The sequence below is a fragment of the Burkholderia sp. IO2 genome, assembly GCF_029522185.1.
GTDB lineage: Bacteria > Pseudomonadota > Gammaproteobacteria > Burkholderiales > Burkholderiaceae > Burkholderia > Burkholderia cenocepacia.
Genome location: NZ_JAKWFH010000049.1, coordinates 17,190 through 39,630 on the forward strand (window position 1 = coordinate 17,190; position 22,441 = coordinate 39,630).

The 22,441-nt window shown below is 68.8% G+C and carries 23 protein-coding genes and 1 pseudogene; 13 read left to right on the forward strand and 11 right to left on the reverse strand.

The window, feature by feature from the left end; all coding sequences use genetic code 11:
- Entirely contained in the window at positions 1-222 is a 222-nt protein-coding gene (locus MMB92_RS26620) for a hypothetical protein (protein WP_006489160.1), read from the reverse strand.
- A 65-nt stretch (positions 223-287) separates the two neighbouring features.
- Positions 288-551, reverse strand: coding sequence for an HPr family phosphocarrier protein (locus MMB92_RS26625; protein ID WP_227739741.1), 264 nt, complete (start codon positions 549-551; stop codon positions 288-290).
- A gap of 363 nt (positions 552-914) precedes the next feature.
- On the opposite strand from MMB92_RS26625, the gene MMB92_RS26630 reads away from it, so the two are divergent.
- Positions 915-1,256 (forward strand): zinc ribbon domain-containing protein YjdM, encoded by a 342-nt coding sequence (locus MMB92_RS26630; protein ID WP_006489167.1) that lies wholly within the window; start codon positions 915-917, stop codon positions 1,254-1,256.
- A 67-nt stretch (positions 1,257-1,323) separates the two neighbouring features.
- A complete protein-coding gene (locus MMB92_RS26635) occupies positions 1,324-2,160 on the forward strand; it encodes a hypothetical protein (RefSeq protein ID WP_058903642.1) in 837 nt (278 codons plus the stop codon).
- A gap of 60 nt (positions 2,161-2,220) precedes the next feature.
- On the opposite strand, the gene MMB92_RS26640 is transcribed toward MMB92_RS26635, so the two are convergent.
- Entirely contained in the window at positions 2,221-2,406 is a 186-nt protein-coding gene (locus tag MMB92_RS26640; protein ID WP_006489181.1) for a ribbon-helix-helix protein, CopG family, read from the reverse strand.
- A gap of 89 nt (positions 2,407-2,495) precedes the next feature.
- On the reverse strand, positions 2,496-3,254 hold the full coding sequence (locus MMB92_RS26645) for a YoaK family protein (RefSeq protein WP_006489179.1): 759 nt from the start codon (positions 3,252-3,254) through the stop codon (positions 2,496-2,498).
- Positions 3,255-3,496: 242 nt separating this feature from the next.
- Here MMB92_RS26645 and MMB92_RS26650 point away from each other — a divergent pair, with 242 nt between their 5' ends.
- Together MMB92_RS26650 and MMB92_RS26655 are read left to right on the forward strand one after the other, a co-directional pair.
- Complete coding sequence (locus MMB92_RS26650) at positions 3,497-3,847, forward strand: hypothetical protein (RefSeq protein ID WP_006489163.1); 351 nt, start codon at positions 3,497-3,499, stop codon at positions 3,845-3,847.
- Complete coding sequence (locus tag MMB92_RS26655) at positions 3,844-4,056, forward strand: twin transmembrane helix small protein (RefSeq protein ID WP_006489184.1); 213 nt, start codon at positions 3,844-3,846, stop codon at positions 4,054-4,056. The genes MMB92_RS26650 and MMB92_RS26655 overlap by 4 nt, the downstream gene beginning before the upstream one ends.
- Before the next feature lie 111 nt (positions 4,057-4,167).
- Here the strand turns inward: MMB92_RS26655 and MMB92_RS26660 are convergent, their stop codons facing one another.
- The 6 genes from MMB92_RS26660 to MMB92_RS26685 form a co-directional block, all read right to left on the reverse strand.
- Entirely contained in the window at positions 4,168-5,847 is a 1,680-nt protein-coding gene (locus tag MMB92_RS26660; protein ID WP_277563040.1) for an ABC transporter ATP-binding protein, read from the reverse strand.
- Positions 5,844-6,713, reverse strand: a complete 870-nt coding sequence (locus tag MMB92_RS26665; RefSeq protein ID WP_200062976.1) for an ABC transporter permease — start codon at positions 6,711-6,713, stop codon at positions 5,844-5,846. The genes MMB92_RS26660 and MMB92_RS26665 overlap by 4 nt, the downstream gene beginning before the upstream one ends.
- 13 nt (positions 6,714-6,726) lie before the next feature.
- The gene (locus MMB92_RS26670; protein WP_006489154.1) at positions 6,727-7,737 is read right to left on the reverse strand and encodes an ABC transporter permease; all 1,011 of its coding nucleotides are present in this window, start codon (positions 7,735-7,737) and stop codon (positions 6,727-6,729) included.
- Positions 7,738-7,798: 61 nt separating this feature from the next.
- Complete coding sequence (locus MMB92_RS26675; RefSeq protein ID WP_200062974.1) at positions 7,799-9,439, reverse strand: ABC transporter substrate-binding protein; 1,641 nt, start codon at positions 9,437-9,439, stop codon at positions 7,799-7,801.
- A gap of 77 nt (positions 9,440-9,516) precedes the next feature.
- Positions 9,517-10,092 (reverse strand): GNAT family N-acetyltransferase, encoded by a 576-nt coding sequence (locus tag MMB92_RS26680; RefSeq protein ID WP_112751540.1) that lies wholly within the window; start codon positions 10,090-10,092, stop codon positions 9,517-9,519.
- Positions 10,089-11,228, reverse strand: coding sequence for an MsnO8 family LLM class oxidoreductase (locus MMB92_RS26685; protein ID WP_063899355.1), 1,140 nt, complete (start codon positions 11,226-11,228; stop codon positions 10,089-10,091). Before MMB92_RS26685 ends, MMB92_RS26680 begins: the two co-directional genes overlap by 4 nt.
- 334 nt (positions 11,229-11,562) lie before the next feature.
- On the opposite strand from MMB92_RS26685, the gene MMB92_RS26690 reads away from it, so the two are divergent.
- The 9 genes and pseudogenes from MMB92_RS26690 to MMB92_RS26735 all read left to right on the forward strand — a co-directional run bounded on the left by MMB92_RS26690 (position 11,563) and on the right by MMB92_RS26735 (position 21,361).
- Positions 11,563-12,870: an NtaA/DmoA family FMN-dependent monooxygenase gene (locus MMB92_RS26690; RefSeq protein ID WP_080324501.1), complete on the forward strand. Its 1,308-nt coding sequence runs from the start codon at positions 11,563-11,565 to the stop codon at positions 12,868-12,870.
- Positions 12,871-13,047: 177 nt separating this feature from the next.
- Positions 13,048-13,851, forward strand: coding sequence for a transporter substrate-binding domain-containing protein (locus MMB92_RS26695; RefSeq protein WP_006498236.1), 804 nt, complete (start codon positions 13,048-13,050; stop codon positions 13,849-13,851).
- 4 nt (positions 13,852-13,855) lie between these two features.
- The gene (locus tag MMB92_RS26700; RefSeq protein WP_006498235.1) at positions 13,856-14,590 is read left to right on the forward strand and encodes an ABC transporter permease subunit; all 735 of its coding nucleotides are present in this window, start codon (positions 13,856-13,858) and stop codon (positions 14,588-14,590) included.
- Positions 14,587-15,354, forward strand: coding sequence for an ABC transporter permease subunit (locus tag MMB92_RS26705; RefSeq protein ID WP_006489186.1), 768 nt, complete (start codon positions 14,587-14,589; stop codon positions 15,352-15,354). The genes MMB92_RS26700 and MMB92_RS26705 overlap by 4 nt, the downstream gene beginning before the upstream one ends.
- 26 nt (positions 15,355-15,380) lie before the next feature.
- A complete protein-coding gene (locus tag MMB92_RS26710) occupies positions 15,381-16,763 on the forward strand; it encodes an NtaA/DmoA family FMN-dependent monooxygenase (protein ID WP_077057015.1) in 1,383 nt (460 codons plus the stop codon).
- A gap of 102 nt (positions 16,764-16,865) precedes the next feature.
- Positions 16,866-18,462, forward strand: a pseudogene (locus tag MMB92_RS35310) (sugar ABC transporter ATP-binding protein).
- On the forward strand, positions 18,459-19,517 hold the full coding sequence (locus MMB92_RS26725) for an ABC transporter permease (RefSeq protein ID WP_200062970.1): 1,059 nt from the start codon (positions 18,459-18,461) through the stop codon (positions 19,515-19,517). Before MMB92_RS35310 ends, MMB92_RS26725 begins: the two are co-directional and overlap by 4 nt.
- A gap of 167 nt (positions 19,518-19,684) precedes the next feature.
- Positions 19,685-20,755, forward strand: a complete 1,071-nt coding sequence (locus MMB92_RS26730; RefSeq protein ID WP_059722968.1) for a substrate-binding domain-containing protein — start codon at positions 19,685-19,687, stop codon at positions 20,753-20,755.
- Positions 20,756-20,815: 60 nt separating this feature from the next.
- Entirely contained in the window at positions 20,816-21,361 is a 546-nt protein-coding gene (locus tag MMB92_RS26735) for an OsmC family protein (protein ID WP_006498228.1), read from the forward strand.
- Positions 21,362-21,488: 127 nt separating this feature from the next.
- Here the strand turns inward: MMB92_RS26735 and MMB92_RS26740 are convergent, their stop codons facing one another.
- Positions 21,489-22,409 (reverse strand): AraC family transcriptional regulator, encoded by a 921-nt coding sequence (locus tag MMB92_RS26740; RefSeq protein WP_006489183.1) that lies wholly within the window; start codon positions 22,407-22,409, stop codon positions 21,489-21,491.
- Positions 22,410-22,441: the final 32 nt, after the last annotated feature.

Genomic DNA, 22,441 nt, shown 5'->3' on the forward strand with positions numbered 1-22,441 from the left:
TTATTTGCGGCTTTTCAGGAAGGAGCGTCCTTCGGCCGTGATCGATGCGCCGGAGCGGCCGTGCGCGGGATGGCTGACGAACCCGGCGCTGACGAGTTCCCGCGCGATCGACCAGCCGAGCGCCGGCGCGTCGCGGCCGTAGCGAACATCGGCGAGCCGTTCGAGCGCCCAGATCGCGGAGGCCGACAGGTTGGGGGTGTTGGACGTGAGATTGTCGTTCATCGCTTCCTCGGGAAATGGGGTGTCGGGGTGGACGGCGCATGGCCGCGGGATCGGCGGCGCAAGCGTCAGCTTGCTTGCAGCAACGGCAGCAGCGCCTGCAGCGCGGCCTCCTCGTCGGGGCCGGTGGCGAGCACCTGGGCCGACGTGCCGCCGTGAACCTGCAGCGACGCGATTGCGCCGCCGTCTTTTGCGTTGCTGCTGTGCCCGTTCGCGATCAGTTGGATGTCGCTGTCGAAACGGCGTGCCGCGGCGACGGTCGCGTCGCGCGCGGCGCGGCCGCGATTGCGGTTCCATGCGGGGCCGATTTGAACGTACACAACGATTGCCACGATGCTGGAAAGCCTCCGGACAGGTGGGCGGGGCGGTGCGCGACATGCACGGTTGCGCACGTGTTGCGGACATCGGGCGGCCGGTATTCACGATTTCTCCCGCAGGGTCGCGGGTGCCGGCCGGGCGGAGTGCGCGCGCCATCCGGCGCGAACATGCCGACATCCGCTGCGAAGGCGCATTCAAGTGCGCGGATTGTCGGGAAGTGCGTGATTATAATGCATCGGCCAGATCATGTGAATTGCATTATAATGCGGTGTGCGCCGATGCCGGCCCGCGGCGTTGCCGGCGGGCGTGTCGCCCGCATCCGGGCGCGCAACCTGCTCGCCCGGCATCATCGAACTCCTCCCCGAATGGAAGCCGCAATGAATGCCCCCGCCTGCCCGCAATGTGCAATGGAAAACACTTACCCGGACGGTGCGCTGACCGTCTGCGCGGACTGCGGCCACGAATGGTCGGCCGACGCCGGCGCCGAGGCCGGTGACGAACCGGCGGGCGACGTCGTCAAGGACGCGAACGGCAACGTGCTGTCGGACGGCGATTCGGTCGTGCTGATCAAGGATCTGCGTGTGAAGGGCTCGTCGATCACGCTGAAGATGGGCACCAAGGTCAAGAGCATCCGGCTCGTCGGCGGCGATCACGAAGTCGACTGCAAGACCGACATGGGCGGCTTCATGCTGAAGGCGTGCTACCTGAAGAAGGTCTGAGCACGCGGTTCAGGCGACCGTTGCCTTCGCGTTTTCATCCGCCGCGTTTTCATCCGACTACCCGCACATGGCCGAGGATCGAACTTCCTATGACGCGTTCGTCAGGTTCCTGGCGACGCCGCTGAACGACGGCCGGCCGTTCGTGCTGCGGACGCAGCATGCGGTGTCGCTGCACTTCGATCATTTCGGCACGCAGAGCTTCATGTCGCTGCGCGATCCGATGCGGCTGGAGCTGGGTTATACGCGCGTGATGATGGGTTTCCTGCTGCTGCAGCCCGAGCCTGCACACATCTGCATGCTCGGGCTCGGCGGCGGTTCGCTCGCGAAGTACTGCTACCGTCACCTGCCCGGCACGACGATCGATGCGGTCGAGATCAATCCGGACGTGATCGCGCTGCGCGACGTGTTCAGGATTCCGGCCGATGATGCGCGGTTCAGCGTGGTATGCGCGGACGGCGCGGATCATCTGGAGCGGGCGGACGTCCGGACCGACGTGATCCTGCACGATGCGTTCGTCGCCGACGGTATGCGCGGCCGCTGTGCCGGCCGCACGTTCCTCGACGCGTGCCGCGCGCGCCTGAGCGCATCCGGCGTGCTCGCGATCAACTTCATGGACGACGATCCGGCGTTGCCGCAGCACCTCGAGCAACTGCGGTCGGTATTCGGTTCGTCGTATGCGCTGCTGCCGTGCGGCGACGACAACAACTTCGTCGCATTCGCATGGAAGGACGGCAGCCGGCTGCCGTCGTTGCGTATCCTGCTGGAGCGGGCGCTCGCGTGCCCGCAGGCCGGCGAACTGAAGCTGGCTGCCACCGCGAGGCGCATGAAGCACGGCGAGGGCATTGATCCGGGGCGGCTGGTCTGGCGCGCGCAGTCGCACGAACGTTGGGAGATCGGCGCGTAACAGTAGCGGGCGGTACCGGGCCGGCGGGGCCGGTGCCGCGCGCGGCCGGTGCGGCCGCGCTTACTTCACGCGCTTGCCGATCGCGCTCCGGGTCTTGTACGTGACGCCGTGCCGGTCCAGATATTCGCGGATCAACTGCCGTACGACTTGCGACGGCGTAAGATCCTGCTCCGCGCAGAGCATCTCGAAGGCTTCCTTCTTCGCGGGATCGATCAGGACGGTCAGGCGGGCGGTTTTCGTTTCCATGACGGGGCGAGGGTGGTCGATATGTTAATCAAATTATAATCGATCCGCTTTCGGCGTTACCGCGCGCGAGCGCTGCCTGTCGCGCACGATCAGCGTTTGCTGCGCAGCAGCGCGAGCAGGTCGTCGATCACCGGCACGATGGCGAGCGTGACGAGCACCGCGGCGAGCGGCACGGTCGACACGTAGCCCACGCGCTTGAAGCCGATCGCGCCGGCCAGGCCGCCGACGAAGAACGACGAGAGCATCGTCGCGTGAATCCGCAGTTTCGAACGGTTGGCGATCACCGCGTGCGCGTCGACGTCGATGGCCGACCGGTTCCAGTAGAACAGCTTGCCGAGCTCGATGCCGAGGTCGGTCACGATGCCCGTCATGTGCGTCGTGCGGATCTCCGCGCCCGACAGTTTCGTGATCGTCGCGTTCTGCAGCCCCATGATGAAGCACAGCAGCGTCACGGTCACCGGCACGAAGAAGGTTTCCCACAGGGCCAGATGGCTGCCGAGCAGCCCGAACAGCAACAGCAGCGCGGCTTCGACCAGCAGCGGCAGCATGAACTGGCTGTGCAGCCCGCGGCGGCGCCCCCAGTTGACGAGGACCGCCGAGCACGCGGCGCCGATCAGGAACGACCCCAGCGAGCTGATGCCGGCGAGCGCGAGCCGCACGTCGCCGAGCGCCGTCTGGTCGGCGATCGCCGACACGATGCCGCTCATGTGCGACGTGTACTGCTTGACCGCGAGAAAGCCGCCGGCATTGGCCGCGCCGGCGACGAACGCGAGCGAAAACCCGAGCTGGCGGTTCGCGGTCGCGCTGCGGTGTTTTCCCGTCAGGTTTCGAAAGTACTGCGCTGGCATAAGGGTGTCGCTCGATCGTCGCGGATTCGCGGTCACAGGCCGAAACCGGTGCCGGACGCCGTGACGGGCACGCCGCTTGCACCGGATACCGGGGCTGTCGAATCATGTGATGAACATGATAATGTCATTATCATACTCTGTTGGCCGGATGGTGCTTTCAGTACAATGATGGAAGGCGCCGCCGGCTGGCTGTTTCGCCGCTGCGCGGCGCGCGCTTGCGATTCCCTTCTGCCCACCGCTTCATGACCCCGATCAAGTTCATCCTGCGCTACACGGCGATCCCGTTCACGGCCATCGTCGCCGTGGTGATCTGGACTGTCATACCATCGTCGAAAGAGATCGATGCGAGACAATATGCGGCGCTGTCGCGCGCGTACGCGAGTTTCCCGCTGCCGTTCCGGCGCGAGATCTCGGACACGATGGAGCACGGCACGATCAACGACCGGCGCTATCAGGCGCTCGTGCGCGATTCGCTGGGCAACGGCGTCGCGCTGGACTGGCCGGCGTCGGGCGTCGGCGGCGTCGCCGACGAGCGGCAAAAACTGGCCGAACTGATTCAGGCCGATTCGGATCTTCAAAGGCAACGGCAATGAAAACCCTGCTGGTTTCTGTGGCATTCGCGATGATCATCGCGAGTTTGATCTTCGCGCTGTACTTCATGAATCACGATCGCGGCAAGTCCAAGCGGATGGCGTGGTCGCTCGCCGCGCGCGTCGGGTTGTCGGTCACGCTGTTCCTGTCGCTGCTGATCGCGTACAAGCTCGGCTGGATCGAACCGACCGGGTTGCCGATCGGGCGCTGACGCGCGATTGCCGCGCGGTTCGATCCCGCGTGATCGCACCGAAGTGGACTTGACGGCGAGAACCGGTGGTCGATCAGCCCGTGACGGCGGTTGGACCGGGGCAGGCAGCCGTCATGCGAGCGCGGAGAGCGTTGGGGCGGTGACCGCGCTGCCGGGCAGCGTGGGCAGTGCGTCGAGAAGCGATGCGGTGTACGGGTGCGACGGCGCGTCGAATACCTGCGTAACCGGCCCGCTTTCGACCACGCGGCCCCGCCGCATCACGAGAATCCGGTCGGCCACGTGATGCACGACGCCCAGGTCGTGCGAGATGAACAGCATCGCGGTGCCGTGTTCGGCCTGCAGATCGGCGAGCAGGTCGAGCACCTGAGCCTGGATCGACACGTCGAGCGCGCTGACCGGTTCGTCCGCGACGAGCAGCGCCGGGTTGGACGCGAACGCGCGCGCGATCGCGACGCGCTGGCGCTGGCCGCCGGACAATTCGCGCGGGTAACGGTCGAAGCACGCCGCGCCGAGCTGCACTTCGTCGAGCAGTTGCAGCACGCGGCGGCGGCGCGCGTCGCCGTGGAGTCCGGCCACCTCGAGCCCTTCGCCGATGATCCGGCCGACCGAATAGCGCGGATCGAACGAACTGTACGGGTCCTGGGCGATCAGTTGCAGCCGCGCCCGGCGGGTGCGCCGCGCGGCTTCGGGGATGCCGTTCCATGGCCGGCCGTCGAGCGTGACGGTGCCGGCGTCGGGTTCGACGAGCCCGAGCACGATGCGCGCGACCGTCGATTTGCCGGAACCGGATTCACCGACGATGCCGAGCGTCTCGCCGCGCGCGAGGGAGAACGACACGCCGTCGACGGCGGCAGGCGCATCGCGCTCGCCGTAGCGTTTCGTCAGCGCGTCGACGGCCAGCACCGGTGCCTGCGTGTCGATGCGCTTCGGCGGCAGGGGGACGCGCTCGGCGCTCGCCAGCCGGAATCCGCGCGACGCGGCGGTGGGAATTGCCGCGAGCAACGCACGCGTGTACGGATGCGCCGGTGAGCTCAGCACGTCGCGTGCCGGCCCCTGTTCGACGACCTGTCCCGCGCGCATCACGAGCACGCGGTCGGCCAGATCGGCCACGACCGCGAGGTCGTGGCTGATCAGCAGGATCGCGTCGCCGGCGTCCCGGCGCACACGCAGCAGCGACAGGATCTGGCGTTGCACGGTCATGTCCAGCGCCGTGGTCGGCTCGTCGGCAATCAGCAGCGATGCACCGCCCGCGATCGCGGTGCCGATCAGCACGCGCTGCCGCAAGCCGCCCGACAACTGATGCGGATACTGCGGCAGCCGCCGCTCGGGATCATCGATGCCGACCGCGCGCAGCAGGTCGGCGCTGCGCGCGGCGACATCGTGCCGGCGCGTATCGTGCAACGCCTCCGCGACGAGGTCGCGCACGCGCCACAGCGGGTCGAGCGACACCAGCGCGTCCTGCAGCACGTAGCCGATCCGGCGGCCGCGTATCGTGCGCCAGTCGCGCTCGCGATGGCCGCGCGCGTCGGTGCCGGCGATCTCGAATCGGGCCGCGTCGATCACGGCGCGCGGGCCGTTCAGCCCGACCAGACTGCGCGCGGTGACCGACTTGCCGGAGCCCGACTCGCCGACGAGCGCGACGCATTCGCCGGCATGCACGGCCAGGTCGAGCGGGCCGACGACGGGCTGGGTGCCTCGCGGGCCGCGAAACCCGATCGTCAGACGCTCGATGCGAACCAGCGGCACGGCGGCGTCGGTCGTTGCGCTCGCAACGGTATCGCGCGTGCTCATGCTGTCTCCCGGTGCTCGAAGCGCGCCTGCCAGTAGCCGCCGAGCGCATTCACGGCGATCACGGCCGCGGTGATCGCGAGGCCGGGCCACACCGCGATCCACCACGCGTTGTACAGATAGTTGCGGCCCTCGGCGAGCATCAATCCCCATTCCGCCGCGGGCGGCTGCGGCCCCATTCCGAGAAAGCTCAACCCCGACGTGCCGATGATCGCGGTGCCCAGCCCGATCGTCGCGAGGACCGGCACCTGCGCGATCGCATGCGGCAACACGTGCCGCCACACCAGTACCGCCGGCGCGAGGCCGAGGGTGCGCGCGTGCTCGACATAGCCGGACGCCGCGACGACGAAGGTTTGCGCCCGCACCACGCGTGCGAAGCGCGGTACCGACGCGACGCCGAGCGCGAACACGAGGTTGACCGCGCCGGGGCCGGTGAACGAGATCAGCATCAGCGCGAGCAGCAGGTCGGGAAACGCGGACACGACGTCGAGCACGCGCGTGATCAGCTCATCGAGCCAGCCGCGCGCGAGGCCGGCGCACAGCCCGAGCGCGGTGCCGAACAGCGTCGCGACGCCGATCGCGGCCGCGCTGATCGACAGCGAGTAGCGGGCGCCATGCACGACCCGCGAGAAGATGTCGCGGCCGAGCTGGTCGGTGCCGAGCCAGTGCTCGGCGCTGCTGCCGAGCTGCGCGGACAGCGGATCGGCCGACAGCGGGTCGTGGTGCGCGAGCCAGCCCGGTGCGACCACGGCGATCGCGTTCAGCAGCAGATACACGGCGGCGAGCGCGAGGCCCGGATGGCGGCGCAGCCAGCCGGCGGCGGCGAATGTGGCGGGCGTGCGCAACGTGAAGTCGATGGGCGTGGACATCGAAGTCTCCGGTTCAGCGCGCTGCGCGGCGGTCGCGCAGGCGGGGATCGATCAGCAGGTACAGCAGGTCGACGGCCGTGCTGAGCGTGACGTAGATGGCCGCCGACAGGATCGCGATCGCGAGGATCACCGGCATGTCCTTCGACAGCACCGCGTCGACCGTCACCTTGCCGAGGCCCGGCCGGCCGAACACCTGTTCGGTGATCACCGCGCCGCTAAGCAAGCCGCCGACGAGCCAGCCGGCGAGCGTGACGGCCGGCAGCGCCGCATGGCGCAGCGCATGGCGCACCCGCAGCGCGAGCCCGCCGATGCCCCACGAACGCACCGTCAGCGCGTACGGCTCGTCGAGCGCGCGCTCGATGCCTTGCCGCAGCACGCGGCCGATCACCGCGCCCTGCGCGAGCCCGAGCGACAGCGCGGGCAGCACGAGCGACGCGAAGCCGCGATCGCCGGCCACCGGGAACAACTTCAGCGTGAAGCTGAACACGAACAGCAGCATGATGCCGAGCCAGAACGACGGCGTCGACGCGAGCAGCAGTTCGACACCCGATGCGGCGCGGCCGGCCCAGCGTCGGCCGGCGGTCAGTACCGCGAGGCCGACCGCGAATACGATCGTCACCACCAGCGCCGCGCCCGTCAGTTTCAGCGTCGGCCATAGCTGGCCGAGCACGAGCGGCGCGACGTCGGTGTTGAGGATGTACGAGCGGCCGAACTCGCCGTGCAGCACGCGCCACAGGTAATGCAGGTATTGCAGCGCGAGCGGCTCGTCGAGCCCCCATTCCTGGCGGATCGCGGCCTCGATCTCCGGCGTACTCAACTGCTCGCCGATCAGGATGCCGACGATATCGCCCGGCGCGAGATGCACGGCGGCGAACGACAGCGTCACCGCGGCCCACAGCACGAGCGCGCCGGTGGCGAGCCGCGTCGCGACCGGCGAACGCAGCCAGCGGCGCCACGCAGCCGGCGGCGCAGCGGCAGGCCGCGCGTCCGGGACGGCGACGAAAGCGGACGACGGACGGTTCATGGTCGATTCTCCTGTCGGGGCGGCGCGATGGGCGAGGCGAAGCAGGCCGGCACGCGTCGGCTTACTTCTTCACCCACACGTCGTACGGGTTCTCGGGCATCTGCGCGAACGAGCGGAAGCGCAAGCCCTGGACCGCCTTCGCGGCGGCGATCTGGTCTTCCGGCTCGTACAGCGGCAGCGCGTACGCCTGTTCGTTGATCGCGAAGCGCTGCAACTCGCCGTACAGCCTCTTGCGCTCGGCGACGTTCTGCGTGCGCGCAGCCGCCTGCAGCCAGCGCGTCAGCTCGGGCGCCGCCGCACGGCTGTAGTTCAGCGCGCCGCCGCGATCGACGGGCAGGTAGTGGCCTTCGATGTCGATGCCGTCCGGCGGCGTGTTCGAGTTCGCGATCGAACCGAACTTGCCGCTCTTGCGCGCCTCGACGTACGTGCCGTCGTCGACGTACTGAATCTTCAGGTCCACGCCCAGTCGTTGCCGCGCTTGTGCCTGCAGCGCCTGCAGCAGCACGTCGCGCTGGTCGCGCACGGTCGCCTGCGCCTGGACGACCGCGATCGTCAGCCGTTCGCCGTGCTTCGTGCGATAGCCGCCGCTGTCGCGCGCGCTCCAGCCGGCTTCATCCAGCAACTGGTTCGCGAGCTTCGGGTTGTTGCCGTAGGTCTTTTCGATCGACGCGTCGTAGAACGGATCGATCGGCGACGTGATGCCCCAGGCGCGCGTGCGCTCGCCGCGGTAGATCGACTGCACGATGCCGGTCGTGTCGAGCCCTTCGAGCAGCGCGCGGCGCACCTTCACGTCCTGCGTCGCGCCGTAGCCGACGTTCAGGAACAGCGAGTACGGCGTGCCGGTATTGAGCGCGCGGCGGTAGGTGAAATCGGCGTTCTTGCGGATCAGCGCGGCGTCGTTGCCGGACACGCCCTCGATCACGTCGACCTGGCCGGACAGCAGCGCGCCGGTGCGGACCGACGATTCGGGCAGGAACCGGTAGACGACCCGGTCGAGATACGCGGGGCCCTGGTGGCCCGCGGTCGGCGGCGCCCAGCGATAGTCAGGATTCTTCGCGAACTCGATTTCCTGGCCCTTCACGTAGCGGCGCAGGATGAACGGGCCGGTGCCGGCGATGTCGGGGCCGCCGGATTTCAGGCCGGGCCGGTCGAACGCGTTCGGCGACAGCAGCGGCAGCCGGCCCGCGAACGTCAGGAACGGCGCATACGGCGCGTCGAGCGTGATGACGACGGTGTGCTCGTCCGGCGTCTTGACGTCGGCGACGTGCGAGATCAGCCGCGCAAGCTGGCTGCCGGCCGCATACGACAGTTCGCGCGCGTTCAGGAAATTGCGGGCGACGGCCTTCGCGTCGAACGGCGCGCCGTCGGTGAACTTCACGCCGTCGCGCAGCGTGAACGTGTAGGTCTTGCCGTCGGCGGAGACCTTGTAGCCGGTCGCGAGCCACGGCACGTAGCTGCCGTCGGGCTTCTGCGCGAGCAGGCTTTCATACGCGTTGCGCAGCAGCAGCTCGACCTTGTCCTGGCCGTTCAGTTGCGGGTTCAGCGTGCGGGGCTCGGTTTCGACGCCCCAGGTCAGCGTGCCGCCCGCGACGGGCGCGCCCTGGGCGAACGCCGCATGCGGCAGCGCGAGCGCGAGCAGCAGCGCAGCCGATACGGTGCGGCGCGACGCGCGCGGCGCGGAATCCGGAAATGCGAATGTCATGCGAGAAAGCCTTTTACGAGGTGGATAGCGGTGGATGCGGTTCGCGTCGTTTATGTGGGCCGGCGCGGCACGTCATGTCATGCGTTCGCGTGGATGCGCTCGCGGTCCGGGGCGGTATCGTCCGCTGTCGGGGCCGGGTAGAGATCCGGGATCAGGATTTTTCTCAGCCAGACGAGCGGCGTGCCGAGCGCATTCGTCGAGTGGTCGAACGGCTGATAGCCGCTACGCTCGTAATACGACGGCAGCCATGGATGGTTGGTCGCGGTCGCGAGATACGTCGCCGGCGCCTTCACCTGCGACGCCAGGAACTGCGTCTCGACGTGCGCGATCAGCGCGTGTCCGAATCCCTGTCGTTTGAACGCGGGCGCGACCGCGAACCAGTGCAGGAACGGATAGGGCGTGCGATGGCGTTCGCCGGATACCCACGGAAACCGCACGGTCAACGTGGCCGCGAGGGCGGTACGGCCGTCGGGTGTCGCGTGTTCGAGCACGAACGTCGTTTCGCGCGCGATGGTCTGCGCGACGCGTTCGATCGGCGAGCGCGTGATCGTGAAGTGCACGCCCTGCGCCGCGAGCGGCGCGTAGGCGTTCTGCAGCAGCGCATAGACGGCCGGCACGTCGTCCGCGCCGGCGATGCGGATCGTATCAGTCATGGCGCGGTGCCTTCGAAGTGCGGTTGATGCGTGGTCGTGCGCGCGTTCCACCCGTCGCGCGCCGCCGCGGCGTCGTGATCGTCGGCGGGCGCGCCGGCCAGCAACCGCAGCGACGCAATCCGCGGTGCGGCATCGGCGAGTGGCGTGTCGACGACGAATTCGGCAATCCCGTGACGACGATGCAACGCGTCGAACTCGCGCAGCACGTCGTCGCGCGTGCCGTGCACGATGCGCGTTTCGCGCGGGTCGATCCGGTGCGGGCCGCCGCCGGCCTGACGGATGTACGCATGCGCCTGTTCGACGCTGCCGACGTTGACGGCCGGCGTGTCGCCCACCTGCACGCGAAAGCCCTGATGGCCGCTCGCGAGCCGCGCGGCCGCGTCGCGGGTGCCGGCGACGATCGCGGAGACGGCCAGCAGCGGCGTGCGGCCGCCCGACGCTTCCCGATAGGTATCGAACGTTCGCGCCAGATCCGTTGCCGATGCGTTCAGGTGCGACGCGTAGACGAACGCCCAGCCGAGCCGTGCGGCGAGCGTCGCGCTTTCCGCGCTCGCGCCGAGCAGGAACGGTTGCGCGGGCGTTGGCGGTCGCGGCGTCGCATGCAGCGTGGCCGCATCCTCGCCGGTCGCATCGGTTGTCGCATCGTCACCGTGGAGATGGCGATTCAGCGCGTGGGCCAGATCGGCGAAGGGCGCGCGTCGCGCCGGATCGTAGCCGTCCTGCAGCGCGCGCGTCGACAGCGGCAGGCCGCCCGGCGCCTTGCCGATGCCGAGATCGACGCGGCCGGGCGCGAGCGACGCGAGCAGGTTGAAGTTTTCCGCGATCTTGTACGGACTGTAGTGCTGCAGCATCACGCCGCCCGATCCGACCCGAATGCGCCGCGTCTGCGCGAGCACGTGCGCGATCAGGATTTCCGGCGACGGGCACGCGAGCGCGGCCGTGTTGTGATGCTCGGCGAGCCAGTAGCGGTGATAGCCGGCCGCATCGGCGAAGCGCGCGAGCGAGACGCTGCGCGCCAGCGCGTCGGCGGCGGTTTCTCCGGGCGCGACGGGGCTCTTGTCGAGCACGCTCAAGCGGAACGGCAACGCGGACAAAGCGGACGAATCGGTGTGGGAGCGGATGGCGTCGAACGTCATGATGAAGCGATCGGCGCGGGTCGAAACGGCCGGATCAGCGGGTTTGGCATGCCGAATTATTTTGCGTCGTCGTTCGCACGGTCAAACAATCAAGAAGAATATCGAAAGCCGAAAATATTCGTTCCGGCCGACCGGGGGGCTTGCGTTATGGTCGTTGGCTGCGCGCCTCGCGGCGCGTGCGTGGAGCCTGCCCGACGATCTCCGGCGCGAGTACGCTCGCCGTCGCGATGGCCGCAGGCATGCCCCGATTCTCCGACCAAACGGAATCACGAGGAATCCGAATGAATGAGCAACGCGAACGACGTACAGCCTTCACGACGACCGGAGCCGCGTCATGAGCGGCGCACGCAGACGGCTCAAGACGCTCGTCGGCGCGGCGAGCGTGCTGTACGCGCCCGGCGATGCGGATGTCGCCCAGGGCGTGCGGCGCGCGGCGTCGCTCGCGCGCAAGGCGGAAGCCGAGAAGATCACCGGCCTCTTTACCGCCGATCTGCTGCAGGCCGATGCGGCCGGCCTCGCCGGGACCACCGGCAGCCAGGAGCCGATCGTCGCGCTGGCGGCGCTGAGTCAGGCGACCTCGGCCATCGGGCTCGTCGCGACCGTGTCGACGACGTATCACCATCCGTACAACCTCGCGCGGCTGATCGGCACGCTCGATCACGTGAGCGGCGGCCGCGCCGCGTGGAACGCGGTCACGTCGTCGGTCGGCGAGGAGAATTTCGGCGATGCCGCGCTGCCCGACCCGGAGCAGCGTTATGCGCGCGCGGCCGAGTTCATCGAGGTCGTCAACGCGCTGTTCGATGCGAACCATCCGCGTGCGACGCGTCGCGGGCCGGGTGGCGGCATCTCCGTCGATCCGCTCAAGCTCGGCGCGATCGACTATCGCGGCGCGCATTTCCAGGTACAGGGGCCGTTGAACGTACCGCCTTCGGCGCAACGGCGGCCTGTGCTGTTTCAGGCGGGGCAGTCGGCAGGCGGCGTGGCGCTCGGCGCGCGGTATGCGGAAGTCGTCTACACGTCGCAGCCGACGCTCGACGATGCGCGCGCGTTCGTCGCCGAGCTGCACCGGCAGGCGGCTGCATTCGGCCGCGGCGACCGGCCGCCGCTCGTGATGAACTCGTTTCATTCGGTGATCGGCGAATCCGATGCCGACGTCGCGCGGCGCTTGCGCGACAAGCATGAGCGCATCGACTACGAACAGGGCAGGCTGAAGCTTGCCGACATGCTCGGCGGCGGTGTCGACCTGCGCGGCCTGCCGCTCGACCAGCCGTTGCCGGCATCGCTGCTGCCGGCGATCGACAGCGTGCACCGCCGGCGCGGGCGCGTGGCGATCTTCGTCGGCTATGCGCGCCAGCGGCTGACGCTGCGCGAGCTGATCGTGCGTGCGCAGGAGACCGGGCACTGGTTCGTCGCGGGTACGCCGGAGCAGCTCGCCGATGCGATCGAAACGCGCTATCGCGCGGGGCTCGTTGACGTGCTGTCGCTGCACGGGCTCGGCCAGCCGGATCAGGAGGACCTGCTGCTCAACGGCTTGCTGCCCGAATTGCGGCGGCGCGACCTGCTCGATACCGACTATGTAGGCGGCGATTTCCGCGCGAACCTGGAACTGCCGGCGTTGCGGCGCGAGGCCGTGGCAGCGTGAACGGATGACCCGCGCACCGGGCGAGGACGTTGGCCGGTGCGCGGCCCGGCGCATATCGCGCGATCAGATATCCATCGAAAAAATAACCATTTGGTACACGCTTCGGCGCGCATTACAGTCTCGCCTCCTGCCGGCCGCCACGCCGGTCGTTCCGACGTTATTTCAGAAATGCGCCACATGAATCGTTTGATGCGTTCCAGGGTCCGCCGTGCCGCGGCCGCGCTGTTCGTGCTCGGCCTCGCGCCGGTTTCCCATGCGGCCCAGCCGACGTTGCGCGTCGGCATCGACGCCGAATCGTACCCGCCGTTCTTTTCGAAAGATGCCGGCGGCAAGTGGAAGGGCTGGGAAATCGACGTGCTCGATGCCGCGTGCGGCAAGCTGAACGTGCGGTGCGAGCTCACCGACATCGCGTGGGACGGCCTGATTCCTGCGTTGCAGAACCGCAAGATCGACGTGATCTGGTCGTCGATGACGATCACCGGCGAGCGGCAGAAAGCCATCGATTTCAGCCGTGCGTATTACGAATCGCCGACGGTGTTCGTCGGCGCGAAAAGCGACCGGCGCCGCGTCGACTGCGCGGTGCCCGCGACCTTCAAGGGCAGCGTGATCGGCGTCGAGGCCGGCACCAACTTCTCCGCGTTCCTCGATGCCCGCTTCAAGCAGGACGCGCAAGTCAAGGCGTTCGACAAGTTCGACAATGCGCTCGCGGATCTGGTGTCCGGCCGCGTCGACTACGTGCAGGAAGGCAAGGGGCTGTTCACGGCGTTCCTCGCGTCGCGCGACGGCAAGGACTTCGAGATCAAGGCCACGTGCGCGGACAATCCGGTGCTGGGCCTCGGCATCGGCGCGGGCGTGCGCCATGGCGATGCGCTGCGCGGCAAGCTGTCGACCGCGATCGCGCAATTGCAGCAGGACGGCACGTGGGATGCGATCACCGCCCGCTATCCGAACCTGAAGGGCACGATCGAGAAGGGGCGTTGAGCGCATGGCCGCGGACGATTCGCTGCTCGCGTTGCTCGCCTTCGGCGACGGCGGTTATGGCCGCGTGTTCGCGGGCGCGTTCGCGCTGACGTTCGGCGTCGCGGCCGCGTCGTTCTGCACCGGCGTGCTGCTCGGCATCGCCGGCGCGCTCGGCAAGCTGTCGCGATACGCGGCGCTCGTGTGGCTGGCGCGGCTCTACACGATGCTCGTGCGCGCGCTGCCGGAGTTGTTGTGCCTGCTGCTCGCGTTCTACGCGGTCGCACCGGCCATCGAGAACGCGTTGCGCGGCAGCCGCATCGTAGCCGGCGACTTCGCGTTCGACCCGTTCGTCGTCGCCGCGCTGTCGCTCGGTTTCATCCAGGGTGCGTATCTCACCGACATCTTGCGCGCGGCGCTCGTCAACGTGCCGGTCGGGCAGATCGAAGCCGCGCACGCGTACGGGATGACGCCCTGGCAGACGTTCACGCGTATCCGGCTCCCGGCCGCGGCGCGGCTCGCGCTGCCGGGCGTCGGCAACGTGTGGCTGAACGCGACCAAGGACGCGTCGTTCATCAGCGTACTCGGATCGTTCACGGATCTGCTGAAGGCGAGCCAGCTCGCGGCCGGTGCGACGCGGCACTACGTCTTCTTCTATCTGGTCACGGCCGCGCTGTTCCTGCTGCTGAGCATCACGTCGACGGGCATTTTCGCGGCGCTCGAGCGGCATGCGAACCGCGGCACGACGCGCGCGACGACATGATCTTCTCGCTGCCTTTCCTGCTCGACACGGTGATGCCGAAGCTGCTCGCCGCGGTGCCGACCACGCTCGCGCTGACGCTCGTATCGGGTGCGGCCAGCGTGCTGCTGGGCGTGCCGCTCGCGCTCGCCGCCGGTGCGCGCCATGCGCCGCTGCGCTGGTCCGCGCGCGGCTGGCTCATGCTGATCCGCGGCACGCCGCTCCTCGTTCAGCTCTATCTGCTGTACTACGGATTCGGGCAGATCGTCCCGCGCGAATGGATGCGCGACAGCTGGGCGTCGCCGCTGCTACGCGACGCGTTCTGGTACGCGATCGTCGCGCTGAGCGTGAACGAGAGCGCGTACGTGGCGACAATCCTGCGCGGCGCGATCGCCGGCGTGCCAGCCGGTGAGATCGAGGCCGGCCACGCATACGGGATGACGCGCATGCAGGTGCTGCGCCGCATCGTCGGCCCGCGTGCGTGGCGGCTTGCGCTGCCCGCGCTCACCGGCGAGGCGATCCTGCTGCTGAAATCGACCGTCCTCGCGTCGACCGTGACCGTGTTCGACGTGATGGGCACGGCCAATACGCTGCGCTTCGAGACGTTGCGCGTGTACGAGCCGCTGGCCGGTGCGGCGATCGTCTATGTCGTGCTGGTCGCGCTGCTGACCATTCCCGCCGCCCGCGTCGAGCAGCGCATCAATCGCTACCTGACGCGCCAGCCCGACGAACGCGTGCCCGCACGGCGCAGCCGCGCGTCGTCGGGCGCGTGGGCGGCCCCCAACTGATTCCTGCCTTGGTACCGATTTCGACGATGTCCGATCCTCGCCCCTTGCTGTTTTCCCTGTATGAACAAGCCAGCGTCGGCTGCGGCGGCGCGCCGAGCCTGTGGACCCATCCGGCCGACGAACGGCTGCGCGCGAATACGCTCGCGTTCTGGTCGAATCTCGCTCGCACGGCCGAGCAGGCCGATCTCGACATGCTGTTCTTCGCGGACGTGCTCGGCCTGTACGACGTCTATGGCGGGTCGGCCGACGCGGCGGTGCAGTGGGCGGTCGAGGCACCCGCGAACGATCCGATGATGCTGATTCCGGCGCTCGTCGCGCAGACCGAACGGCTCGCGTTCGGCGTGACGGCGAGCACGACCTACGAGCATCCGTTCGCGCTCGCGCGTCGCTTCAGCACGCTCGATCATCTGAGCAACGGCCGGATCGGCTGGAACATCGTGACGTCCTACCTGACGAGCGCGGCGCGCAACTTCGGGCTCGACCGGATGATCGGCCACGACGCACGCTACGCGCGCGCGGAGGAGTTCCTCGACGTCGTGTACAAGCTGTGGGAAGGGAGCTGGGCGGACGACGCGGTCGTCGCCGACAAGCACGCGCCGCGCTATGCGCGTGGCGAGCGCGTGCGGCCGATCGCGCACGAAGGCACGCACTACCGCGTGCAGGGGCCGCACGTCTGCGCGCCGTCGCCGCAGCGCTCGCCCGTGCTGATCCAGGCCGGCTGGTCGGGGCGCGGGCGCGCGTTCGCGGCGAAGCACGCGGAGGTGGTGTTCGTCGCGAAATCGGATCCGCACGAGATTCGCGCGGGCCTCGACGAGATTCGGCGGCTCGCGGCCGAACGCGGCCGCGCGGCGGACGACGTGAAGTCGCTGACGGTGCTGCGGATCGTCACGGCGCGCTCGTCGAGCGATGCGAAGGAGAAGTATCACGCGCTGCAGCAGCACTATCACCAGCACGCGCAACTCGTCAGCTATGCGGGCGACACCGGCATCGACATCGACCGCTATGCGGACGACGAACCGCTGACGACGCAGACGGAAGGCCTGACGTCCTACGTGGTGCGGCCGGACGGCAGCGGCAAGCCGCTCACCGCGGGCGACGTGCGGCGCAAGTTCGCGAGCGTCACGCGCGGCACCGACCTGATCCTCGTCGGCGCGCCGGACGAAGTCGCGGACCAGCTCGCCGAGCATGCGCGGCAGTCGACGACGAGCGGCTACATGATCAACCCGCTGATCAGCCCGGGCACGCTCGACGATTTCGCCGAACTGATCGTGCCTGAGCTGAAGAAGCGCGGCCTGTACCGGACGACGCCGGCGAGCGGCACCTTCCGTTCACGGCTGGGCGGCCGCGACCGCCTGCCGGACACGGCCTATGGCGCGTCGTTCCGGTTTCCCGTGCCGGAAGCGGGCTGACCAGCCGACCAATGCCGAACGACTTTCATCGGAGGGGCGTGACATGAGCGATGACGTACTGTTCCTGCCGCAACTGCATCGTGCCGACCGGGATCTCTCGGCATGAATCGCGCGACGAACGAAACCATGGAGGCGACGCGGCGCGAAGCTCGACCCCGTCGATCGGCATCGCCGCCCGTCCTGAGCGCCACGGGCATCGCGAAACGCTTCGACGCGACCGTCGCGCTGGCGGCGCTCGACCTGTCGATCGGCGCCGGCGAAGTCGTCGCGCTGATGGGCGCGAACGGCGCGGGCAAGTCGACTTTCGTCAAGATCCTGAGCGGTGCGCTGCAAGCGGACGACGGCACGCTGACGCTGCGCGGCGAACCGTATCGGCCGGCGTCGCCGCACATGGCCAAGCGGCTCGGCGTCGCGACCGTGCACCAGTCGGTGGTCGACGCCGTCGTGCCGACGCTGTCGATCGCCGACAACCTGCTGCTGGACCGGCTGTGTGACCCGGCGTCGCCGTGGCGCGCGCCGCCGGCCGCGCGGCGTGCCGCGGCGCGTTCGCTTGCCGAGCGGGTCGGGCTCGACGTCGATCTGGCGGCGCCGCTCGCATCGCTGTCGCTGGCCGACCAGCAGCGCGTGACCTTGGCGCGTGCGCTGGCCGGGCAGCCGTCGTTGCCGATTCTCGACGAGCCGACCGCCAGCCTGTCGGCGACGGAGGCCGAGCGGCTGTTCGAGCTGGTGGATGCGTTGCGCCGCGATGGCGTCGCCATCCTGCTGGTGTCGCATCGGCTCGGCGATCTGCGTCGCATCGCCGATCGCGCGGCGATCGTCCGCGACGGCCGGATCGTCGCGGATCTGGCCGCGCCGATCGATTTCGACGCCGCGGTGGAAACGATGATCGGCCGGCCGTTGCCGCGTACGCGTGCACCGGCGCCGGCACTCGCGCCGGCGCGTGCCGGCGCGTGCCGGGCTGGCCGGCTCGGGATCGAGCTCAGGCTCCGGCTCGGGATTCAGCGTGCGGCAGATCCGGCTGACACCGACCAGCACGCCGTTCGACCTCGAGGTCCGGCGCGGCGAGATCGTCGCGATCGCGGGCCCGGTCGGCGGCGGCAAGTCGCGTTTCGCGCGGACGATTTTCGGCGCGGTGCGGGCGGCGGCCGGCGAGATGACGCTGGACGGCCGGCCGTGGCGGCCACGCTCGCCGGCGGACGCGATTCGCGCCGGCGTCTTCCTGGCCGGAGAGGATCGCTGGCGCACGTCGTTGTTTCCCGACAGCGTGCCGTTTGCCTCGATCGCGGGCACGATCGGCTTTCCGTTCCTGTCGCGCTGGTTCGCGGGCGGCGCGGTGCGCCGAGCCCGCGAACGCACGGCCGCCGCGGCCGCGATCGCGCGGTTCGGCATTCTCTGCGAGGGGCCGGACGATCGCGTCGCGCACCTGTCCGGCGGCAACCAGCAGAAGGTCGTGCTCGCGCGCTGGCACGCCGAGCTCGCGCGGCTGTTGCTGCTCGACGAACCGTTCCAGGGCATCGATGCGGGCGCGCGCGCCGATATCGTCGATACGCTGCGGCGTCATGCGCATGAACGTGCGACGCTCGTGTTCGTCAGCGATCTCGAGGAAGCGGCCGAGATCGCCGATCGGATCGTGCGGTTCGATCGCGCGACGCTCGATGGCCTGTCTCCGACTTCTTCCATCGTGGGTGCCCGCTCATGAAACCCGTGACTTCTTCCGCTGTGCGTCAGGCCGCCCCCGTCGAACGATCGTCGAGCACGGGGCCGGCGCGCATCCGCGATGCGCTCGAACGGACGGGCATCCTGCTCGTGCTGGCCGTCCTCGTGGTGGTGTTCGCGCTCAGGGAGCCTGCGTTCCTGAACCTCGACAATTTGTTCAGCATCCTGCAGGCCGTGTCGATCGTCGCGTTGCTCGGCGTCGGGGTGACGGTCACGCTCGCGGCCGGCGGTTTCGACCTGTCGGTCGGCAGCGTGGCCGCGACCGCGCAGATGGCCGCGAGCTACGTGCTGGTCGTCTGGCACGGCAGCGCGTGGGCGGCCGTGATCGCGTGCGTCGTGCTCGGCGTGGCCGCCGGGTTGTTCAACGGCTTGCTGATCACGCGGCTGCGCGTGCCCGACCAGCTCGCGACGCTCGGCACGCTGTTCCTGCTGGCCGGCCTGCAGTTGATCCCGACCGGCGGCCGTTCGCTCGCGACCGGCTCCGTGCTGCCCGACGGCACGGATGCGACGGGCGTGTTCCCCGACGCGTTTCTCGTGCTCGGCCGGCTGCGCGTATTCGACGTCGTACCGTTGCCGGTGCTGGTGCTCGCGGCCGTGACGGTGCTGGCCTGCATCACCATGGAAGCGACGCGCTGGGGCCGCGTGATCTATGCGATCGGCGGCAACGAAACGGCCGCGCGGCTGGCCGGTGCACCGGCCGCGCGCTACCGTGTCGCCGCGTATGTCCTGTCGGGTGCGATCGCGTCGCTGGGCGGCGTGCTGATCGCCGCGCGCGTGGGCCGCGGCGACGTCAGCGCGGGACACTCGCTGCTGCTCGACGCGGTGGCCGCCGCACTGATCGGTTACGCGGTGTGGGGCGCGAAGCGGCCCAACGTGTTCGGCACGGTCGTCGGCGCGGTGTTCGTCGGAGTGCTGCTCAACGGACTCACGATGCTGAACGCGCCCTACTATATGCAGGATTTCATCAAGGGCGTGCTGCTCGTGCTGGCCTTGGCGTTTACGTTCGGCATCGGTCGCCGGGCGGATGTCCGGGCGTGACGGGTGAGGTCGCCAAGCGTCGGCTCGGGAATGGACGGGTTCGAAGCACGCCCGGGCTGAACCATTTGTTATCCAAAGTAATATCGATTGCCGAATCGGTCGGTTTGAGTTCGCGTGCCGTGCTGATAGATTGAGCCGATATCGTCCTGTACGGAGACAGACACGCCATGCGCTCGTTGCTTCGCCGAAAGTCGCGCTTCGAACCGAAACTCGGTGCACTCGTATTGGGCGCCGCACTCGCGCTCGGTGTGCCCACCGCGCACGCCGGCCCGCTCAAGGGCGCGCCCGCGCCGTTCGACAAGGGCGGCGTGAAGATCGCGCTCGTCAACTACCTGTCGACCGGCGATTTTTTCCAGGCCTACGAAGCCGGCGCGCAGAAGCAGGCGCGCGCGCTCGGCGTCGATCTGCGCATCTACGAAGGCCGGCAGGACGCGGCCGAGCAGCGCGAGCAGATCCAGCAGGCGATCAGCATCGGCGTGTCCGCGATCATCGTCAATCACGGCTTGCCGGAATCGCTGAAGGACGTCGTTCAGCGTGCGCTGGACAAGGGGATCAAGGTCGTCGCGTTCGACGTCGATCTCGCCAATCCGAAGGTGCCGCAGATCGAGCAGAACGATCGCGACCTCGCGAACCTGCTGCTCGATCAGGCCGTGAAGGACAACGGCGACGCGTTCTCCGCCGGGTACGTGTACGTGGCAGGATTCGCGCCGCTCGACCGCCGCGATGCCGCGTGGCGCGATTTCAAGCGCGCGCATCCGAAGGTGCAGGAAAAGGCGCGCTGGGGCACCGTCGACAACCCGATCGCGCAATCGGTCGCGAACCAGGCGGCGGCCGTGTATCGCGCGAATCCGGACATTCGCGTGGTGTTCGCGCCGTACGATGAATTCGCGCGCGGCGCGAAGCTCGCCGCCGACGAGGCCCGGCTGTCGTCGAAAATCCGCATCTACAGCGCGGACGTGTCGACGGCCGACATCGAGGCGATTCGCGCACCGAACAGCGCGTGGGTCGCGACGGCCGCGACCAATCCGGCGGTCGTCGGCGCGGTGTCGGTGCGGGCCGCGGCGCTGCTGGTCGCCGGGCAAAACCCGGGCGCGCGCATCGCGGTCAAGCCGACGCTGATCACGCGCGACGATCTCGTGAAGAACGACATTCATACCGTGGCCGAACTCGGCGCGAAGTTTCCGGCGTTCCGCGCGAGCGACGCGGCAACCGCCCCCTGGATTCCGGCGATCGACTGATCGCCCCGGCACGCAGCGAACCGATCGGTCGCGTGCGTGCCGCTTACCCGTGACTTGACCATGACGACCCTGAACGACTATCTCGCCCACAAGCGCGATGCGTGGCACGCGAAGCAGCAGGCTGCCCGCAACGATCCCGATTTCAAGGCGACGCCACTGAAGGCGACCGTGCGCGCGCTCGGCCGCAGCGGTGTGCGCGAGATCCGGATCCGCGACTTCCAGGTGATCAGCGACAGCCCGCCCGATTTCGCGGGCTACAACCTCGGACCCGCGTCGCCGGAGCTGCAGCTCGGCGTGCTCGGCAGTTGCCTCACGCACATCACGTTGATCCAGGCCGCGGAGCGGGGCCTGAAGATCGATGCGATCGAAGTCGAAGTCACCGGCGACCAGCATCCGCTCGCGCAGCAGCCGGGGTTCGAGCATGTTCCGGTATTCCCGCACAACATCCGCTATACGCTCGACATCGTGTCGCCGGAGCCGCCGGAGACCATCCGCGCGTTGCATCAGGCAGTCGAAGCGGTGTGCCCGATCTTCAACCTGCTGAGGCTGCCGCAGCACATCGACGGGGAATTGCGGCATACCGGCGGCAGCGCACCGGCGCAGTGATACGCGGCCGAGTTTTGAAAAGAAATCGATGCATTGTGATAAGAATACTTATCCCGACGGTCGCGATACGAACGCATGGCGTTGACGGAGTCGCGCCATCACGAGCCCGACGAAGGCAGTCACGACGCTAGTTGCCCGATTCCTTCGTCACGTCATGACGATAGGCGCGCGGCGAGCAGCCCACGATCCGCTTGAACGCATGGCCGAACGCGCTATCCGAGTCGTAGCCGAGCCGTTGCGCGATCGTCGAGATCGACGCGTTCGAGCGGCGCAGTTCGCGCATCGCCAGCTGGATCCGCCAGCGCAGCACGTATTCGAGCGGCCCGAACCCGAGCCGCCGCTTGAAATGCAGCGCGAACGTCGACCGCGATACGTGGCAGCAGGCCGCCAGCGCGTCGACGGTCCAGCGCCGCTCGGGCGCCGCGTGAATCGCGGCCAGCGCCGCGCGGACCCGCGCATCCGCGAGCCCGGCCAGCCACCCGACATCGCCGTTCGCGCCGGTGTCCACGTAGCGCCGCAGGATCTGCACCAGCATCATGTGTCCGAGATGCCGGATCATCAGCGACCCGCCCGGCGACGACGCGCCGAATTCCCGTGCGAGTTGCTGCAGCGACCAGCGCAGCACCGCCGCCGATTCGGAATCCCCGCTCACGATCACCACGGGCGGCAGGCTGCCGAGCAGCAGCGGCATGCGTTCCTCGTACGCGAAGCGGCCGCCGATCAGAAAGCAGTCGGCCGGCTCGCCATAGTGCGCGATACCGCGTTCGACATGCCGGTACACGTCGGCGGCCGGCACCGGCGCGACCGACGGATCGCTCGCCAGCGAAAATGCCCGCGGCGCGGCGAGCAGGAAGCAGTCTCCCGTACGCAGCCGAACAGGTGGCCCCGCACCGTCGACGGTCAGCCAGCAACTGCCTTCGACCACCGCGTTGAACTTGATTCCGTCGGGCGGGGGCAGGTCGACCGCCCACGGGCCGCCGGCCCGCAGGCCGGTGAAAAACGAGTCGCGCGTTTCCAGCAGCGACAGCACTTCCGATAGCGGGTCCACGCGCAATTCCCGGACGATCTCGACGAAAAGCC

Bases quoted from the DNA above. Each gene is read 5' to 3' on its own strand.
- MMB92_RS26650 (WP_006489163.1), top strand. From the start codon at position 3,497: ATGACCCCGATCAAGTTCATCCTGCGCTACACGGCGATCCCGTTCACG.
- MMB92_RS26685 (WP_063899355.1), bottom strand. From the start codon at position 11,228: ATGACGTTCGACGCCATCCGCTCCCACACCGATTCGTCCGCTTTGTCC.
- MMB92_RS26670 (WP_006489154.1), bottom strand. From the start codon at position 7,737: ATGAACCGTCCGTCGTCCGCTTTCGTCGCCGTCCCGGACGCGCGGCCT.
- MMB92_RS26705 (WP_006489186.1), top strand. From the start codon at position 14,587: ATGATCTTCTCGCTGCCTTTCCTGCTCGACACGGTGATGCCGAAGCTG.
- MMB92_RS26665 (WP_200062976.1), bottom strand. From the start codon at position 6,713: ATGTCCACGCCCATCGACTTCACGTTGCGCACGCCCGCCACATTCGCC.
- MMB92_RS26655 (WP_006489184.1), top strand. From the start codon at position 3,844: ATGAAAACCCTGCTGGTTTCTGTGGCATTCGCGATGATCATCGCGAGT.
- MMB92_RS26730 (WP_059722968.1), top strand. From the start codon at position 19,685: ATGCGCTCGTTGCTTCGCCGAAAGTCGCGCTTCGAACCGAAACTCGGT.
- MMB92_RS26690 (WP_080324501.1), top strand. From the start codon at position 11,563: ATGAGCGGCGCACGCAGACGGCTCAAGACGCTCGTCGGCGCGGCGAGC.
- MMB92_RS26645 (WP_006489179.1), bottom strand. From the start codon at position 3,254: ATGCCAGCGCAGTACTTTCGAAACCTGACGGGAAAACACCGCAGCGCG.
- MMB92_RS26695 (WP_006498236.1), top strand. From the start codon at position 13,048: ATGAATCGTTTGATGCGTTCCAGGGTCCGCCGTGCCGCGGCCGCGCTG.
- MMB92_RS26680 (WP_112751540.1), bottom strand. From the start codon at position 10,092: ATGACTGATACGATCCGCATCGCCGGCGCGGACGACGTGCCGGCCGTC.
- MMB92_RS26725 (WP_200062970.1), top strand. From the start codon at position 18,459: ATGAAACCCGTGACTTCTTCCGCTGTGCGTCAGGCCGCCCCCGTCGAA.
- MMB92_RS26710 (WP_077057015.1), top strand. From the start codon at position 15,381: ATGTCCGATCCTCGCCCCTTGCTGTTTTCCCTGTATGAACAAGCCAGC.
- MMB92_RS26735 (WP_006498228.1), top strand. From the start codon at position 20,816: ATGACGACCCTGAACGACTATCTCGCCCACAAGCGCGATGCGTGGCAC.
- MMB92_RS26630 (WP_006489167.1), top strand. From the start codon at position 915: ATGAATGCCCCCGCCTGCCCGCAATGTGCAATGGAAAACACTTACCCG.
- MMB92_RS26700 (WP_006498235.1), top strand. From the start codon at position 13,856: ATGGCCGCGGACGATTCGCTGCTCGCGTTGCTCGCCTTCGGCGACGGC.
- MMB92_RS26660 (WP_277563040.1), bottom strand. From the start codon at position 5,847: ATGAGCACGCGCGATACCGTTGCGAGCGCAACGACCGACGCCGCCGTG.
- MMB92_RS26620 (WP_006489160.1), bottom strand. From the start codon at position 222: ATGAACGACAATCTCACGTCCAACACCCCCAACCTGTCGGCCTCCGCG.
- MMB92_RS26675 (WP_200062974.1), bottom strand. From the start codon at position 9,439: ATGACATTCGCATTTCCGGATTCCGCGCCGCGCGCGTCGCGCCGCACC.
- MMB92_RS26640 (WP_006489181.1), bottom strand. From the start codon at position 2,406: ATGGAAACGAAAACCGCCCGCCTGACCGTCCTGATCGATCCCGCGAAG.
- MMB92_RS26635 (WP_058903642.1), top strand. From the start codon at position 1,324: ATGGCCGAGGATCGAACTTCCTATGACGCGTTCGTCAGGTTCCTGGCG.